Source organism: Actinomadura atramentaria DSM 43919 (assembly GCF_000381885.1).
GTDB classification, from domain to species: domain Bacteria; phylum Actinomycetota; class Actinomycetes; order Streptosporangiales; family Streptosporangiaceae; genus Spirillospora; species Spirillospora atramentaria.
In genome coordinates this window covers 25,492-41,426 of the sequence record NZ_KB907212.1, presented here as the reverse complement: position 1 = coordinate 41,426, position 15,935 = coordinate 25,492, and the positions used below count along the sequence as shown (strand labels likewise).

14 protein-coding genes and 1 tRNA gene are annotated in these 15,935 nt (G+C 72.9%); 11 read left to right on the top strand and 4 right to left on the bottom strand.

The genetic code is table 11. The annotated features are described in order from the left end of the window. Positions 1-31: 31 nt before the first annotated feature. A complete protein-coding gene (locus tag G339_RS0113530) occupies positions 32-1,111 on the top strand; it encodes an inositol-3-phosphate synthase (protein ID WP_026341417.1) in 1,080 nt (359 codons plus the stop codon). A gap of 153 nt (positions 1,112-1,264) precedes the next feature. After that, positions 1,265-3,037, top strand: coding sequence for an ABC transporter substrate-binding protein (locus G339_RS0113525; RefSeq protein WP_240489806.1), 1,773 nt, complete (start codon positions 1,265-1,267; stop codon positions 3,035-3,037). Positions 3,038-3,047: 10 nt separating this feature from the next. On the opposite strand, the gene G339_RS0113520 is transcribed toward G339_RS0113525, so the two are convergent. The 3 genes from G339_RS0113520 to G339_RS0113510 all read right to left on the bottom strand — a co-directional run bounded on the left by G339_RS0113520 (position 3,048) and on the right by G339_RS0113510 (position 4,850). Next, a complete protein-coding gene (locus tag G339_RS0113520; RefSeq protein WP_019631617.1) occupies positions 3,048-3,524 on the bottom strand; it encodes a hypothetical protein in 477 nt (158 codons plus the stop codon). A gap of 296 nt (positions 3,525-3,820) precedes the next feature. Then, positions 3,821-4,108 (bottom strand): hypothetical protein, encoded by a 288-nt coding sequence (locus tag G339_RS33585; RefSeq protein WP_019631616.1) that lies wholly within the window; start codon positions 4,106-4,108, stop codon positions 3,821-3,823. Between the two features lie 10 nt (positions 4,109-4,118). Then, entirely contained in the window at positions 4,119-4,850 is a 732-nt protein-coding gene (locus tag G339_RS0113510) for a L,D-transpeptidase (protein ID WP_019631615.1), read from the bottom strand. A gap of 142 nt (positions 4,851-4,992) precedes the next feature. Between G339_RS0113510 and G339_RS0113505 the strand changes: the two genes are divergently transcribed. The 3 genes from G339_RS0113505 (at position 4,993) to dapA (ending at position 8,446) form a co-directional block, all read left to right on the top strand. Continuing rightward, positions 4,993-5,679 (top strand): response regulator transcription factor, encoded by a 687-nt coding sequence (locus G339_RS0113505; RefSeq protein WP_026341415.1) that lies wholly within the window; start codon positions 4,993-4,995, stop codon positions 5,677-5,679. Then, positions 5,676-7,502 (top strand): sensor histidine kinase, encoded by a 1,827-nt coding sequence (locus tag G339_RS0113500; protein ID WP_019631613.1) that lies wholly within the window; start codon positions 5,676-5,678, stop codon positions 7,500-7,502. The genes G339_RS0113505 and G339_RS0113500 overlap by 4 nt, the downstream gene beginning before the upstream one ends. 74 nt (positions 7,503-7,576) lie before the next feature. Further along, complete coding sequence (gene dapA / locus G339_RS0113495; protein ID WP_019631612.1) at positions 7,577-8,446, top strand: 4-hydroxy-tetrahydrodipicolinate synthase; 870 nt, start codon at positions 7,577-7,579, stop codon at positions 8,444-8,446. 54 nt (positions 8,447-8,500) lie between these two features. Here dapA and G339_RS0113490 read toward each other — a convergent pair. Continuing rightward, a tRNA-Leu gene (locus G339_RS0113490) sits at positions 8,501-8,583 on the bottom strand. A gap of 126 nt (positions 8,584-8,709) precedes the next feature. On the opposite strand from G339_RS0113490, the gene G339_RS0113485 reads away from it, so the two are divergent. From G339_RS0113485 to G339_RS0113460, 6 genes are read left to right on the top strand one after another with little or no spacing between them, the layout of a single operon-like run. Further along, on the top strand, positions 8,710-9,465 hold the full coding sequence (locus G339_RS0113485) for an FhaA domain-containing protein (protein WP_019631611.1): 756 nt from the start codon (positions 8,710-8,712) through the stop codon (positions 9,463-9,465). Positions 9,466-9,476: 11 nt separating this feature from the next. Further along, on the top strand, positions 9,477-9,971 hold the full coding sequence (locus tag G339_RS0113480) for an FHA domain-containing protein FhaB/FipA (protein WP_019631610.1): 495 nt from the start codon (positions 9,477-9,479) through the stop codon (positions 9,969-9,971). Continuing rightward, complete coding sequence (locus G339_RS0113475) at positions 9,968-11,506, top strand: PP2C family protein-serine/threonine phosphatase (RefSeq protein WP_033323068.1); 1,539 nt, start codon at positions 9,968-9,970, stop codon at positions 11,504-11,506. The genes G339_RS0113480 and G339_RS0113475 overlap by 4 nt, the downstream gene beginning before the upstream one ends. Next, entirely contained in the window at positions 11,507-13,093 is a 1,587-nt protein-coding gene (locus tag G339_RS0113470; protein ID WP_019631609.1) for an FtsW/RodA/SpoVE family cell cycle protein, read from the top strand. A gap of 16 nt (positions 13,094-13,109) precedes the next feature. Beyond that, complete coding sequence (locus G339_RS0113465) at positions 13,110-14,576, top strand: penicillin-binding transpeptidase domain-containing protein (protein ID WP_033323116.1); 1,467 nt, start codon at positions 13,110-13,112, stop codon at positions 14,574-14,576. After that, positions 14,573-15,913: a serine/threonine-protein kinase gene (locus G339_RS0113460; protein ID WP_019631607.1), complete on the top strand. Its 1,341-nt coding sequence runs from the start codon at positions 14,573-14,575 to the stop codon at positions 15,911-15,913. The genes G339_RS0113465 and G339_RS0113460 overlap by 4 nt, the downstream gene beginning before the upstream one ends. Positions 15,914-15,935: the final 22 nt, after the last annotated feature.

Here is a 15,935-nt window from a genome sequence, read left to right as displayed (position 1 = left end):
ACATGTTCCCTAGAAGAGAAGGAGCAACCGGATGGGTTCGGTGCGCGTAGCCATCGTTGGTGTGGGCAACTGCGCCTCTTCGCTCGTCCAGGGTGTCGAGTTCTACAAGAACGCGGCCCCCGAGACCAGGGTGCCCGGCCTCATGCACGTTCAGTTCGGCGATTACCACGTCGGCGACGTCGAGTTCGTGGCGGCCTTCGACGTGGACGCCAAGAAGGTCGGGATGGACCTCTCCGAGGCGATCCACGCGAGCGAGAACAACACGATCAAGTTCGCGGACGTCCCGCCGTCCGGCGTCATCGTGCAGCGCGGCCACACCTTCGACGGCCTCGGCGAGTACTACCTCGACACGATCGAGGAGTCCGACGCCCAGCCGGTCGACGTGGTGCAGGCGCTGAAGGACGCCCGGGTCGACGTCCTGGTGTCGTACCTCCCGGTGGGCTCGGAGGAGGCGGACCGCTTCTACGCGCAGTGCGCCATCGACGCCAAGGTCGCGTTCGTGAACGCGCTGCCGGTGTTCATCGCCTCCGACCCCGAGTGGGCCGCGAAGTTCACCGAGGCGGGCGTGCCGATCGTCGGCGACGACATCAAGTCGCAGGTCGGCGCGACGATCACGCACCGCGTGATGGCCAAGCTCTTCGAGGACCGCGGGGTCGAGCTGCTGCGCACGTACCAGCTCAACTTCGGCGGCAACATGGACTTCATGAACATGCTGGAGCGCAAGCGCCTCCAGTCCAAGAAGATCTCCAAGACGCAGTCGGTCACCTCCCAGATCCCGCACGAGATGGCGAAGGCGGACGTCCACATCGGCCCGTCCGACCACGTGCCGTGGCTCGACGACCGCAAGTGGGCGTACGTCCGCCTGGAGGGCAAGTCCTTCGGCGACACGCCGCTGAACCTGGAGTACAAGCTGGAGGTCTGGGACTCCCCGAACTCCGCGGGCGTCATCATCGACGCGGTGCGCGCCGCGAAGATCGCGAAGGACCGCGGGATCGGCGGCCCGATCCTGTCGGCCAGCTCGTACTTCATGAAGTCGCCGCCGGAGCAGTACAACGACGACCAGGCCCGTGAGGCCGTCGAGGCGTTCATCCGCGGCGACGTGGAGCGCTGACCCCGGACGCACCTCCGTCCACAAGGCCCCCCGGCACGCCGGGGGGCCTTCGGATTTCCCCGAAGAAAATGGGGATGTAGCGGCCGTTATTACGCTCTGGCCTTACTGTGGCACTGCGGGTGATGGTGGACCGTACCGCAGCGGAGGCGTGCGATGACGCGTGACATGCGCAGGGCGACGGCGGGTTTGGCCTGCCTCGCCCTCGTCCTGACCGGGTGCAGCACCGACGATTCGGCGGGCGCGGACGCCGGTCCCCCGCGGGACGGCGGCACGCTGCGCGTCGTCGGCTCCTCCGACATCGAACATCTCGACACGGCGAGCGTCAACAGCGTCGGCGGGTACGGGCTGACGCGGCTGTTCTCCCGGACGCTGCTCGGCACGCGCGCCGCGAACGACATCGCGGCGACGATCCCGGTGCGCGCGGACGTCGCCGAGCGCGTCCCCACCAAGGACAACCACGACGTCTCCGCGGACGGCCGCACGTACCGGCTGCGGCTGCGGCCGGGCGTGCGGTGGAGCACCGGGCCGCCGCGCGAGGTCACCGCGGACGACTTCGTGCGCGGTTTCAAGCGGCTGTGCAACCCGGCGTCGCCGTCGTCGGCGAAGGCGTACTTCGTCAGCACGCTGCGCGGGATGGCGGAGTACTGCCGCGCGTTCGGGCGGGTGGACGGCCGGGACGCGGCGGCGATGGCGGCCTTCCAGCGGACGCACCGGATCGAGGGCGTCCGGGCGGACGGGCCGCGCACGATCGTGTTCCGGCTGGTGCGGCCCGCGAGCGACTTCGTCAACCTGCTGACGCTCCAGGCGACGGCCGCCGCGCCCGCCGAGTACGACCGGTACGTCCCCGACAGCCCGGAGTTCCGGCGCAACACGCTGTCGGACGGGCCGTACCGCATCCGCTCGTACGAGCCGGGCCGGTCCATCGTGCTCGCGCGGAACCCGGCGTGGAGCGCGGGCACCGATCCGCTGCGGCAGCGGCACGTCCGGCTGATCCGGATCACGTTCGGGACGGACTCGCCGGAGAGCGTGCAGCAGCAGATCGAGACGGGCGCGGCGGACCTGGCGTGGGACCAGCCGGTCCCGACGTCGGCGCTGCCGCGCGTCCGCTCCGACCCGCGCTTCGCGGTGCTGGCCGCGCCGAACAACAGCCCGTACGTCGCGTTCAACACGCGCAGCCCGAACAACGGCGGGGCGCTGGCGCGGCGGGACGTGCGGCAGGCGCTGGAGTACGCGGTGGACCGGTCGGCGCTGGTGAAGCTCGTCGGCGGCCCGTCGGTGGCGCGCCCGCTGCACACGGTGATCCCGCCGGGGAACTCCGGATACGCGCCCGCCAATCAGTATCCGACGCCGGGCGACGCGGGCGATCCCGCCGAGTGCCGCCGCCGTCTCGCCGCCGCCGGGCACCCGAACCTGACGCTGGTGTTCCCGTACCGGACGAACAGCGTCCACCAGAAGATCGCCGAATCCCTGGCCGCGAACTTCAAGGCGTGCGGCGTCGCGACGGTGCTGCGCGCGGACAGCGGCGGGAACTTCTACCGCTCGACGATCTCCGACCCTGCGCAGGCCCGCGAGGGTCACTGGGACATCGCCGCGCCCGGCTGGACGCCCGACTGGTACGGCAACAACGGCCGCTCGGTGCTGCAGCCGCTGCTCGACGGCCGCGTGTGCGGCCCGAACTCCACGAACTTCGGCGGGTACGAGTCCGCGGCGGTGAACCGGCTCATCGACCAGGCGCTGACCGCGCCGGACGCGCGTGCCGCCGCCGACTTCTGGCGGCGCGCCGACGAGCGCGTCATGGCGGACGCGGCGATCATCCCGCTGCTCGACCGCTCGGCGACGGTGTTCCGTTCCACGCGCGTCCGCAACACCCAGTTCCTGCCGACCGCCGCGACGTACGACTACTCGCTCCTCTGGCTCACCGACTGACCGTGCCTGATCAGCGGGTGCCGAGCCAGCGGTCGCCCGTGTGGGCGGCCACGGCGGTCCTGACGCGCTGGTGGCCGCCGCGCAGCTCGTTGACGGGGGCGAGCACGATCCACGTGAAGTCCTGCGTCCTGTCGCGGAACGGCCGGAGCAGCCGCACACCGCTCGGCAGCGCGACGCCCGGCGCGGGGAGCACGGCGAGCATCCAGCCGCGCCTGTTCCGGTAGACGCTGACGCGCGCCACCTCCGACCAGGGGAAACGCTTCTCCCGCCCGGTGTGGAGCACGGTGATGCCGTCCGGGCCGATCGTCGCGAGGCGGCGGCGGAACGCGGCGTCGGCGGCCAGTTCCGGCCGGACGACCTTCACGGCGACCGGGCGTCCGCCCGGCGAGCGCCCGAGGTAGACGTCCCCATACCGCGGCGGCCGAGCCCGCGCCTCGATCCGGTACCGGCCGACGCGCCGGGGATCGCCGTTGGCCAGGGCTTCCACGTCCAGGACCTCCGGGAGCCGCCGGGCCGCCCGCGCGGCGCGCGGCCGACCGTCCTGCCGCCGTTCGTACCTGTTCGCCGAAAACCCCGCCAGGGGCGGGCACGGCCCCCGCCCGCACCCGCCCACACACCGCCGCCGGACGCTCGGCCCGCACGCCCGTTGGGTGGTCAGTCCGCGCACGGCCGCCGGGCGGTCAGCCCACGTACGCCCGCCGGACAATCCGCCCGCGTACGCCCGCCGGAGAGTCCGCCCGCGCACGGCCGCCAGACGGTCAGCCGCGCGCGGCCGTTGGGCGGTCAGCCCGTGTACGTCGGGTGGCCGGGCAGCGCCGGGGCGGGGCGCGCCGGGCTGACGCAGTTCCGCGGCGGCGCGTTCTTCCCCGCGCGCGGCTTGGGGCACCGCTCGCGCGGGCTCGCGGACGGGGCGGGCAGCGGAGCGTTCACGGGCGGCCGCGACTTCGAGGGCGCGGGGGAGGCGGAGGGAGTCGCGGGCCCGTCCGCGAACGACGCGGTCGCGGTCCCGGCGAGGCCGCCGCCGAGCGCGAGCGCGGCGAATCCACCGATGATCAGGGTCTTGAGGCGCATGGGAAACCTTTCAGGAGGAGAGGACGTCCACCGGGGTGCCGAGCGTGAGGTTGCGCGCCATCCAGGTGATGTCGGGATTGCCGACGCGGATGCAGCCGTGGCTCGCGCGCGACCCGAGCCGGCCGGGCGCGTTCGTGCCGTGGACGGCGATCTGGCCGGGACCGCCGCCGAAGCTGCTGAGCGTCGGCGAGTAGCCGCTGAGCCCGAACGCGTACGCGCCGTACGCGCCGCGCGGGTCGGCGGGCCGGACCAGTTCGGTGAAGAAGAACCGGCCCGCGGGGGTCGGCGTGCCGCCGGTCCCCGTGGCGACCTTCCCCGTGCGCAGCACCCGGTCGCCGTCGTAGACGGTGAACCGGAACGCGCGCGGGTCGATCTCCACGCGCCGGGTCGTCCGCGTGAGCGTGACGTCGGACGCGCGGACCCAGCCCGTGCTGCCGTTGGGCCGCAGCGGCAGGTACACCTTCAGCCAGTCCCCGCGGTCGGCGTCCACCAGGAGGACCCGGGGCGCCCCGTAGTCGTTCGGGCTGGACAGCGTCCGCCAGGTCGCGCCGCCGGGTTCGCGGCGGATCACGACCGACGTCCCCCGGACGGTGGCGATCTCGGCCCCCGCCGGTGCGGCGGTCGGCCGGTCGGCGGCGGCCGCGCGGTGCGGCGTCCCACCGCCGGACGTCCCGCAGGCGGCCGTGGCGAGCAGCGCGCAGCCGAGCCAGGGGACGGCGGCGCGGGCACGGGTCGAAGGCATGGCGGCGATGCTGGCGGACGGATGTGAAGATCCTGCGAGGCCGCCGTGAAGGTCGTGTGTGGCCGTCCCGTCCCGGTGCCGCGGCGCGCCCGGTCGCCTACTCTCGGACCGGCTGATCACCGACTTTCCGGAGGTAACGGACGTGTGCGCCGCTGTCCTCGTGGCGGAGGACGATCCCAAGCAGGCCGAGCTGGTCCGCCGCTACCTGCTCCGCGAGGGCCACGACGTGCGGGTCGTCCACGACGGCCGCGCGGCGCTCGACGCGGCCCGCAGCTCCCGCCCGGACCTGCTCGTCCTCGACGTGATGCTGCCCCGTGTGGACGGCCTGGACGTGTGCCGCGTCCTGCGCCGCGAGTCCGATGTCCCGGTGCTGATGCTCACCGCCCGCGCCACCGAGGACGATCTGCTGCTCGGCCTCGATCTCGGCGCGGACGACTACGTCACCAAGCCGTACAGTCCGCGCGAGCTGATGGCCCGCGTCCGCGTGCTGCTGCGCCGGTCGCGGCCCGCCGCCGAGCGGCCGCCGGTCCATGAGGTCGGCGCGCTGGTCGTCGACCCGATTCGGCACACCGTCACGGCGGACGGCCGCCCGGTGGACTGCACGCCCGCCGAGTTCCGCATCATCGAAGTGCTCGCGGCCGAGCCCGAGCGCGTGTTCACCCGCGAACAGCTCCTGGAGCGGCTGCACGGCTACGGCGGGTTCATCGGGAGCCGGACCATCGACGTCCACGTGAAGAACCTGCGCAAGAAGATCGAGCCCGATCCGCGACGGCCCGTCCGGCTCGTCACCGTCTACGGCGTCGGGTACAAGCTGGCCGCCGACCGATGAGGCACAGCCTGCTCGCGCGCATCCTGCTGGCGACGATCTCGGTGGCGCTGTGCTCGATCACCGCGACGGCGTGGCTCACCACCCGCAACACCTCCGGCGCGATCCGCCGCGAGCAGGGCCGGACGCTCGCCGACGACGCCCGCGTCAACGACGCGCTGCTCGGCTACGCCGCGACGCACCCGGACTGGGACGGCGTCGCCGCGACCGTCCGCCGCCTGGCGAGCACGACGGGCCGCCGCGTCGCGCTCACCACCGAGGACCGCGCGCCCATCGCGGACACGGCCGGGCCCGGCACGCGGCTGCCGCTGCGCGCGTCGGCGGTCGTGGACCCGCTGCGGGTGGACGTGTCGCTGGCGGGGTCCGCCGGGTCGCGCATCGACCCGCGCGCGGTCGGGCCGTTCGGGCTGCCCGCCGCCGTGCGCGACCGGCTGCGGAAGACCGCCGAGCGGACCGCCGCGTGCCTGAACCGCGACGGCTCGGACTACCGCGTCGTGTACGGGCTGAGCGGGCGGCCGTCCGTGCGGGCGCCGGGGTCGGGGCCCGTCGACGTCCCGGACGCCCCGGAGGTCCCGCCGCTCCGGGCCCCCGGCCCGGCCGAGCCGATGCCGTCCGCGACCCCGACGACGTGCCCGCAGCTGGAGCAGGACACGCCGACGCCCGCGGAAGAAGCGGCGCTCGAAACGCTCAACGTCCAGGTCAACAAGTGCCTGGTGCGCGCGGGCGCGGCCCGTGTCCGGCTCTACCTCGACGGGACGTGGACGAGCACGGCCCGCCGGGCGGTGGACCGCCCCGTCGCGGGGCAGCCCGCGGACTGCGTGGCCGCCGAGCGCCGCGCGCAGCTCAAGCCGTACGTCGCGCCCGCCGCGCTGCTGTTCATCGGGGACGCGGGCGACGACGCGGCCCCGACCACCCGGCTGACGCGGGCGGGCCTCGTCCGCGTCACCGTGGCCGCGCTGGTCGTGCTGGCGCTCGCGGGCGGCGTCAGCGCGCTGCTCGCGGCGCGGCTCGTCCGGCCGATCCGGGCGCTGACGGCCGCCGCGCAGCGGATGCGCGACGGCGACGCGGCCGCGCGGGTCCGCGGCGGGGACGGCGAGATCGGCCGGCTCGGCGCGGCGTTCAACGACATGTCCGAGCACCTGGCGCGCGCCGAGCGGCAGCGCCGGGAGATGATCAGCGACGTGTCGCACGAGCTGCGGACGCCGCTCAGCAACGTCCGGGGCTGGCTGGAGGCGACCCACGACGGCGTGGCCGAGCTGGACGACGCCCTGACCGCGTCGCTGATCGAGGAGATCCTGCTGCTCCAGCACATCGTGGACGACCTCCAGCAGCTCGCCCTCGCCGACGCCGGGCGGCTACGCCTGCACCCCGAGCCCGTCGCCGTGGCCGACCTGCTCGACCAGGTCGCGACGGCGCACCGCGCGCAGGCCGACGCCGCCGGGCTGACGCTGACCGTCTCCGTCGAGGACGACCCCGAGGCGTTCGCCGACCCCGTCCGGCTGCGCCAGGCCGTCGGGAACCTCACCGCGAACGCGATCCGGTTCACCCCGGCGGGCGGCACGGTCGCCCTGCGCGCCCGCGCGGACGGCGGCGACGTGCTCGTGGCCGTCGCGGACACCGGTGTCGGCATCGACGCGGACGCGCTCCCGCACGTCTTCGACCGCTTCTGGCGCGCCGAGAAGTCCCGCAACCGCCGCACGGGCGGCAGCGGGCTCGGCCTGGCGATCGTCCAGACGCTCGCCGAGGCGCAGGGCGGCGCCGTGACCGCGTCGAGCACGCCGGGCGAGGGCACGACGTTCACCCTGCGCCTGCCGTCCCGCCGATAAATGCCGCGCGGCCCGCGCGGGTGTGCGCGTACGTTCGGCCCACCACGGAACCGAACGGCCAGCGAGGACGGACCATGACCGACAGCACCCCCTTCGGCGCGACCACGACGGCGATGGTCACGCCGTTCGACGCGGACGGCGACCTCGACCCGGACGCGGCCGCCGCCCTCGCCGCCCACCTGGTGGACTCCGGCTGCGACGGCCTGGTGCTCAGCGGGACCACGGGGGAGTCACCGGTCACGACCGACGCCGAGAAGACCGTCCTCCTCCGCGCCGTCCTGGAGGCGGTCGGTGACCGTGCCACCGTGACCGCGGGCGTGGGCACCTACGACACGCGCCACTCCGCCGAACTCGCGCGGCAGGCCGAGAAGGCGGGCGCACACGGAGTCCTCGCGGTGACGCCCTACTACTCCCGGCCCTCCCAGGACGGCGTCGTCGCCCACTTCCGTGCCGTCGCCGACGCGACGGGCCTACCGGTGATGCTGTACGACATCCCCCGCCGGTCCGGCATCCCCATCGACCTGGACTCCTACCGCCGCCTGGCCGAGCACCCGCGCGTCGCCGGGGTGAAGGACGCGCGCGGCGACCTGCTGTTCGGCTCGCGCGTCATGGCGGAAACGGGCCTGACGTACCTGTGCGGCGACGACCCGCTGACCCTGCCGTGGCTCTCGGTCGGCGCGGCGGGCGTCGTCAGCGTCGCCGCGCACGCCGTCCCCGGCCGCGTCCGGGACCTGGTGCGGGCCGCCCGCGCGGACGACCTGGCGACGGCCCGCGCCGTCCACACGGACCTGGTCCCCCTGTACTCCGTCATCGAGGCCACCGGCGGCGTCCCCTTCGCGAAGGCCGCCCTCGAACTCACCGGCCACCGCGCGGGCCCGCCGCGCCTCCCGAACACGCCCGCGACGCCCGACCAGCTCGACGCGATCCGCACCGTCCTCGCATAACGAAAGACGCGACCCGCGTTCATCGCGGGTCGCGTCGTGATGTTCCAGAAGAAGTGGGCGAGGAGGGATTTGAACCCTCACATCCTTTCGGACACACGGACCTGAACCGTGCGCGTCTGCCGTTCCGCCACTCGCCCGAGTGTCGGCCCCCTGGGGGGTGCTCGAAGAGACTAGCACGGGCCGTGGAGTGGATAGGTATCCGTGTACCTCGGGAGAACCTTCGCACCTATACGATCGTCTACCAGTGGGGAAGGGAGGTGCCCGTGGGCGTCATTCAGCGCTTCGAGCGACGGCTGGAGGGCATGGTCGAAGGGACCTTCGCTCGTGTCTTCAAGTCCGAGCTCCAGCCGGTCGAGGTGGCCAGTGCTGTGCAGCGCGAGATGGACGATCGGGCCGCGATCGTGGCACAGGGCCGGACGCTGGTGCCGAACGACTTCGTCGTCGAGATCTCCCAGCAGGACGGGCAGCGGCTGCAGGTCTACGCCGACAGCCTGAGCCAGGAGCTGGCGAATCTCGCGCGGGAGTACGCGAAGGAGCAGGGGTATTCCTTCGTGGGGCCGGTGCGCGTCAGGTTCGAGAACGCGGGCGATCTCGCCACGGGCATGTTCCGCATCCGCTCGGGCGTGATCCGCGGCTCGACGGTCGAGGGCGGCGAGATCCGCCAGCCGGTGAGCGACGTCCCGCAGGGCGGCCGCGGCGGCGCGTTCGGGGGGCACCCGCGGCTGCTGGTCACGACGGCGGTGGAGGGGGCCGACGCGACGCAGCGCACGTACGAGATCGCGACGCCCGTGACGCTGCTCGGCCGCGGCACCGACTGCGACCTGAGACTGGTCGATCCCGGAGTATCACGGCATCATGCCGAGATACGCGTAGAAGGCCCCGAAATCGTCCTCGTGGATCTAGGGTCGACCAACGGTTCCTTCGTGAACGGACAACCGATCCGGCGGGTCACGCTCGTCGACGGGTCGCGGGTCACGATGGGCCGGACGACCCTGGTCTTCCGCCGCGATAGGGAGTAACCCCCACTCCGATGTCCGAATTCACCCTCACGCTGATCAAGCTGGCGTTCCTCGCGGTGCTCTGGCTGTTCGTCATCGCGGCCGTCGGCGTGATCCGGGCCGACCTGTTCGGCTCGAAGGCCGCGACGAAGGCCGCCGAGCGGGCGGCCGCGCCGCGGCCCCAGAAGGCGCCGCGCGCGCCCAAGCCCCCCCGGACGCCGCGCGGCGGCGGCAACGCGCCGACCAAGCTGGTCGTGGTGCAGGGTGAGCGGTCGGGGACCGTCATCAACCTCACCGACGCGCCGATCACCATCGGGCGCGCGCACGACGCGACGCTGATGGTGACCGACGACTACGCTTCGAGCCGACATGCCCGTCTTTACGCGCAGAACGGTCAGTGGATCGTGGAAGATCTCGGTTCGACCAACGGAACGTATCTGGGCCGCACGAAGGTGACGCGGCCGATGCCGATCCCGCCGGGCGTCCCCGTGCGCATCGGCAAGACCGTGATCGAGCTGCGCAAATGACGCTCGGAATCCGGTACGCCGCGCGGTCCGACGTGGGCATGCTGCGCGAGGGCAACGAGGACTCGGCGTACGCCGGCTCGTACCTGCTGGCCGTGGCGGACGGCATGGGCGGCCACGTCGGCGGCGAGATCGCGAGCGCCGCCGCCATCGAGGCGCTGCGCAAGCTCGACACGCGGCTGCCCGCCGCCGAGCTGCTGGCGGCGCTGGAGAACACGGTACGGACGGCCAACGACAATCTGCACCGGATCGTCGAGTCCGACCCGTCGCTGCAGGGCATGGGCACGACGCTCACCGCGATGCTGTGGGCCGACGACCAGGTCGCGCTCGTCCACATCGGGGACTCGCGCGCCTACCTGCTGCGCGACGGCAGCCTCTACCAGATCACGCACGACCACACGCTCGTGCAGTCGCTGGTGGACGAGGGCCGGATCAGCCCGGACGAGGCCGCGTCGCACCCGCAGCGCTCGCTGCTGCTGCGCGCGCTGGACGGCCGCGGCGAGGTCGACCCGGACCTGTCGCTGCGCGAGGGCCGCATCGGCGACCGCTACCTGCTGTGCAGCGACGGCCTGTCCGGCGTCGTGACCGCCGAGACGATCTTCCAGGTCCTGACGGACTCGGCGGAGCCCGAGCAGGCCGTCCGCCAGCTCATCGACCTCGCGAACCGGGGCGGCGGCCCCGACAACATCACCTGCGTCGTCGCGGACGTCGTGGAGCTCGGCCAGCAGCAGCCGCGCGCGGCGGCGGGCCAGGCGGTCGGCGCGGCCGCGGCGGCCGCGGCGCCGGACCTCGGCGGCGCGACGCCGCCGCCGGACACGCCCGCGTCCCGCGCGGCGCAGCTCCGCGACACGATGCCGCAGCCGCCGGTGGCGGTGGACGACCCGCCGCCCGCGCCCGCCGCGCCGCCGCCCGGCGTGACGATGCCGGACGGGATTCCGCAGCGGCCGTCCCGCGCCGGGCGGGGCCGCGCGCCGCGCCGCTGGACGTGGCTGATCGTCATGCTCGGCGTGGTCGTCGTCGGCATCGCGGCGGTCGGCACGTTCACCGTCCTCAACATCCGCAGCGGCTACTTCGTCGGCGAGGACAAGGGCGTCGTGGTGCTGTACCGCGGCACGACGCAGCAGTTCCCCGGCCTGTGGTCCAAGGCGTCCGAGCAGCCCCGTCCGCCGATCGCGGTGGCCGACCTCCCGCAGGACCGGCAGCAGGCCGTGAAGTCCAAGTACACGGTGAAGGGCCCGGCCGCGCTGGAGGAGCTGCGCCAGGCCGTGTGCCGCCACGCGATCGTCGACGACGGCGGCAAGGTCGTCGTCGTGCGGGGCCGCAAGCAGCAGAACTGCCAGGAGAAGAAGGTCCAGGACGGCGGCATCGAGCTGGCGGACCTGCCGAAGGGAGACGCGGACGCGGTCCGGGGCGGCAAGCTGCAGTTCACCAGCGGCGAGGAGGCCCGCGCGAAGCTGGCGGAGCTGGCGAAGCACCGGGACGAGTGCAAGTCCTCGTCCCCGTCCCTGAAGGACTGCCCGGGCGGGGGTAAGTCGTAGATGAACTCGCTCGGCGACCAGATCCGCGCGTACCTGCCCTACCAGCGGCGCAACGCCGCGTCGCTGGCGCTGCTGGCGTTCGCGATGGTGCTGACGCTGTCGGCGTTCGCGGAGGTCGGACTGGCCCGCGACGGGAACATCCCGAGCGGGCTGTTCGTCTACGGCGGCGGCCTGGTGGTCCTGGCGATGGCCGCGTACGTGGTGCAGGCGAAGTTCGCGCCGTACGCGGACCCGCTGCTGCTGCCGCTGGCCGTCGCGCTGAACGGCCTCGGCCTGGCGATGATCTACCGGCTGGACCTGGACACCAGCCGCGACCACAAGGTCGCGGAGATGGCCGGCAAGAAGCTGATCTCCGACGAGGCCAACGCCGGCGGCCAGCTCATGTGGACGTTCGTGGGCATCGCGCTGTTCGTGACCGCGGTGCTCATCATGCGCGACACCGACCGGCCGGACGCGAAGTTCTCGTTCACCCCGAAGACGGCGCAGCGCTACACGTACATCATCGGCCTCGGCGCGATCATCCTGCTGCTGCTGCCGATCGTCCCCGGCATCGGCGCGTCCATCAACGGCGCGCGGGTGTGGATTCGCGTCGCCGGGTTCTCGGTGCAGCCGGGCGAGTTCGCCAAGCTGCTGCTGGTCGTGTTCTTCGCCGGGTACCTGGTGAACAAGCGGCAGGCGATGTCGCTGATCGGCAAGAAGGTCGGCCCGATCAGCCTGCCGCGCGCCCGCGACCTCGGCCCGATCCTGGTGATCTGGTTCTTCTCGCTCGGCGTGCTGTTCATGCAGAAGGACCTCGGCACCGCGCTGCTGTACTTCGGCCTGTTCATCTCGATGCTCTACATCGCGACGCAGCGCGTGTCGTGGGTCGTCATCGGGCTCGGGCTGCTGGCGGTCGGCGTGTTCGTCGCGACGCAGCTCCCGTTCATGGGGCACGTCAACCAGCGCATCGACATCTGGCAGAACCCCAAGCCGTACTTCGACGGCGGCTGCCTGCTCGACAGCGGCAAGGTCGTGCCGGTCAACCCCGACACCGACCTCTACAAGCAGGCGAAGGCGGCGGGCAGCTCGTACCCCGGGTTCACCGCCTGCGACAAGCTCGGCGGCGAGTACTCCGACAGCGCCCAGCTCATGAAGGGCATGTTCGCGCTCGGCGAGGGCGGCGTGCTCGGCACCGGCCTCGGCCAGGGCGAGCCGTGGCGGACGCCGCTGTCGTTCAGCGACTTCATCTTCGACTCGATGGGCGAGGAGTTGGGCCTGACCGGCCTGATGGCGATCCTGCTCGTCTACGCGCTGATCGTCCAACGCGGCATGAAGACGGCGGTCGCCGCGCGAGATCCGTTCCTGAAACTCTTCGCGGGCGGAGTCTCGTTCGTGGTGGCGCTGCAGGTGTTCGTCATCGTCGGCGGCGTCACGAAACTGATCCCCCTGACCGGTCTCACCACGCCGTTCCTGTCCCAGGGCGGTTCGTCGCTGATGGCCAACTGGATTCTGATCGCCATCCTCGTCCGGATGAGCCACGACGCGCGCAAGCCCGCGCCGCAGGCCATCCAGGACGAGGGGATGACCCAGATCGTGAGCACGAGGTGACCCCCGCGCCGTGAACATGGACAAGCCGATCCGCCGAGTGGCGATCTTCGGGATGCTGCTGTTCTTCGGCCTGATGGTCCAGGTCAACTACGTGCAGGGCTCCCAGGCGGAGAAACTGCGCACCGACTCGGCCAACACGCGCCAGTACCTCAACGTGTTCAACAACCCGCGCGGGCAGATCACCGCGTCCGGCGAGGTGCTGGCCAGCTCGTACCCGACGGGCAAGGACAACCCCAAGTACGGCCGCAAGTACGTGGACGGCATGGTGTTCTCCCCCGTCACCGGGTACTTCAACGGCGGCGCGTCGAAGGTCGAGCTGGCCTACAACGCGCTGCTCAGCGGCACGGACAAGCGCATCACGCACCAGCGCTGGTTCGACATGTTCATCGGCAAGAAGCCCGAGGGAGCGAACGTCGAGCTGTCGATCGACCCGGCCGCGCAGCGGCTGGCGTACCGGCTGCTGAAGAACAACACGAGCCGCCGCGCCGGGGCCGCGGTGATCGACGTGAAGACGGGCGCGGTGAAGGTGCTGTCCTCGTCCAGCTCGTACGACCCCAACGACGTCGCCCCGCAGACGGGCGAGCAGGGCGCCAAGAAGCTCCAGCAGCTCGACGGGATGCGCGGCGTCATCCAGCCGCTGATCGACAACGGGATGAGCCAGACGTTCCCGCCCGGCTCGTCGTTCAAGACGGTCGTCGCGGCGATGGCGATGGACGACCTCGGCATGTCCAGCTCGACGCCGGTGAACACCGGGCCGCTGATCCTGCCCGAGTCCGGCAAGTCGCTGCCGAACTCCCACGACTCGGGGAGCTGCGGCGGCACCGCGCCGATGCTCGGCGCGTTCGCCGAGTCCTGCAACACCGCGTTCGGCCGGATCGCGCTGGACGCGGGCATCCAGAAGCTCCACGACGAGTCCAGCAAGTTCGGGTTCAACCGCAAGTGGAACATCGAGCCGATGCTGAAGCCCGCCGAGAGCGACGTCCCGATCTCGTTCGTCGGCGCGGACGGCAACAAGGTGGACACCGGCAAGGACGGCACCGCCCGCTCCGGCATCGGCCAGGAGAACGTGCGCGCCACGCCGCTGCAGATGGCGATGGTCGCGGCGGCCGTCGCCAACAAGGGCAAGATCATGCAGCCGTACCTGGTGCAGAAGGTGACCACCAAGGACCAGTCCACGGTGTACCAGGCCGACCCGAAGCTGTTCTCGCAGGCGATGAAGTCCGGCACCGCCGACCAGCTCGAGGACATGATGCGCGCCGTCGTCAACGAGGGCACCGCCAAGAACCTCATCGGCCAGGGCATCGCGGGCAAGACGGGCACCGCGGAGCAGGGCGCGGGCATCCCCAACGCCCGCTGGTTCGTCGGGTTCAGCCCGATGAACAACCCGCGCTACGCGTTCGCGGTCGTGACCGAGGGCACGGGCGACGGCGCGTCGGGCGCGGGTCCGCTCGCCGCGCAGATCCTGGCTCAGGTGCGGAAGTGACGCCCGGCCTCGTCCTGAACGACCGGTACCGGCTGCTGGACCGGCTGGCGACCGGTGGGATGGGCGAGGTCTGGCGGGCCCGCGACGACGCGCTCGCCCGGGACGTCGCGGTGAAGCTGCCGCGTCCGGCGTTCGCGCTGGACCCGGCGGCGGGCGCGCGGTTCGCGGCCGAGGCGCGGTTCGCGGCGGCGCTGCGGCACGGCGCCATCGCGCAGGTCTTCGACACCGGCGAGCACGACGGCCGCCCCTACCTGGTGATGGAACTGCTGGCGGGGGAGCCGCTGGCGGCGGTCCTCGCGCGGCGCGGCGGGCTGCCGGTGGCGGCGGCGCTGGACGTGCTCGCGCAGGCGGCGGACGCGCTGGCCGCCGCGCACGCCGCCGGGATCGTCCACCGGGACGTCAAGCCCGCGAACCTGATGGTCGGCCCGGACGGCACCGTCAAGATCACCGACTTCGGCATCGCGCGCGGGCCTGCGGGGATGTCCGACACGCAGAGCGGCGTCGTGATGGGCACCGCGCTGTACCTGTCGCCCGAGCAGGCGTCGGGCGGCCGGGCGACGCCCGCGTCCGATCTCTACGCGCTGGGCGTCGTCGCGTACGAGTGCCTGACCGGAATGCCGCCGTTCGACGGGGACACGCCGGTCGCCATCGCGTACCGGCACGTGCAGGAGGAACCGCCCGAGCTGCCGCCGCACGTCCCCGCGCCGGTGCGCGCGCTCGTCGCCGAACTGCTGGCCAAGGACCCCGCGGCGCGCCCGGCCGGCGCGGCGCTCGTCGCGCGGCGGCTCCGGCGGCTGCGGGGCGGCGCGCCGCACCCGGACGCGCCGCGCGTCCCCCGGCCGCGATTTGACGGAGAGACCGCACCGGATACCCTCACCCCGAGGAAGGCCCGGCGCCGGCGCGCCGTGCCCGGCCCGCTGCCGGTCGCCGCCGGCGCGACCGTGCTCGCCGCCGTGGCGGCCGGGTCCATGCTGAGCGGCCCGATCTCGGCCGGGCTCGTCGGGGACTCGGGAACGCCGAGCACGTCGGCGGCCCCTTCGACGTCGGCGGAGCCCGAACCGGCCACCCCGGCGCTCCGGCCGCCGCGCGCACGGGTACCCTCGGCGCCACCGGAACCGAACCCGCCGACCCGGCGTGCCCGCCCGGCCCCGACGAGGACGTCGCCCGGCGCGAGCGCTTCGCCCCGACCGCGATCGACCACGACCAGCCCGGGGGCGACGCCCACCGCCCCGGGAACGACACCCACCCCGACGGAGACGACCACGACTCCGTCAACTCGGAGCCCGTCTCCCTCGCCCACCCGGAGCGGGGAGCTAGGTTCGGAGGATCAGGCGTAGAGGTACGAGGGAAAGATCGGAT

What these genes read in the sequence shown, in the direction of transcription:
- G339_RS0113530 (WP_026341417.1), top strand. Translation starts at nt 32, where the DNA reads ATGGGTTCGGTGCGCGTAGCCATCGTTGGTGTGGGCAACTGCGCCTCT.
- G339_RS0113525 (WP_240489806.1), top strand. Translation starts at nt 1,265, where the DNA reads ATGACGCGTGACATGCGCAGGGCGACGGCGGGTTTGGCCTGCCTCGCC.
- G339_RS33585 (WP_019631616.1), bottom strand. Translation starts at nt 4,108, where the DNA reads ATGCGCCTCAAGACCCTGATCATCGGTGGATTCGCCGCGCTCGCGCTC.
- G339_RS0113510 (WP_019631615.1), bottom strand. Translation starts at nt 4,850, where the DNA reads ATGCCTTCGACCCGTGCCCGCGCCGCCGTCCCCTGGCTCGGCTGCGCG.
- G339_RS0113500 (WP_019631613.1), top strand. Translation starts at nt 5,676, where the DNA reads ATGAGGCACAGCCTGCTCGCGCGCATCCTGCTGGCGACGATCTCGGTG.
- dapA (WP_019631612.1), top strand. Translation starts at nt 7,577, where the DNA reads ATGACCGACAGCACCCCCTTCGGCGCGACCACGACGGCGATGGTCACG.
- G339_RS0113480 (WP_019631610.1), top strand. Translation starts at nt 9,477, where the DNA reads ATGTCCGAATTCACCCTCACGCTGATCAAGCTGGCGTTCCTCGCGGTG.
- G339_RS0113475 (WP_033323068.1), top strand. Translation starts at nt 9,968, where the DNA reads ATGACGCTCGGAATCCGGTACGCCGCGCGGTCCGACGTGGGCATGCTG.
- G339_RS0113470 (WP_019631609.1), top strand. Translation starts at nt 11,507, where the DNA reads ATGAACTCGCTCGGCGACCAGATCCGCGCGTACCTGCCCTACCAGCGG.
- G339_RS0113465 (WP_033323116.1), top strand. Translation starts at nt 13,110, where the DNA reads ATGGACAAGCCGATCCGCCGAGTGGCGATCTTCGGGATGCTGCTGTTC.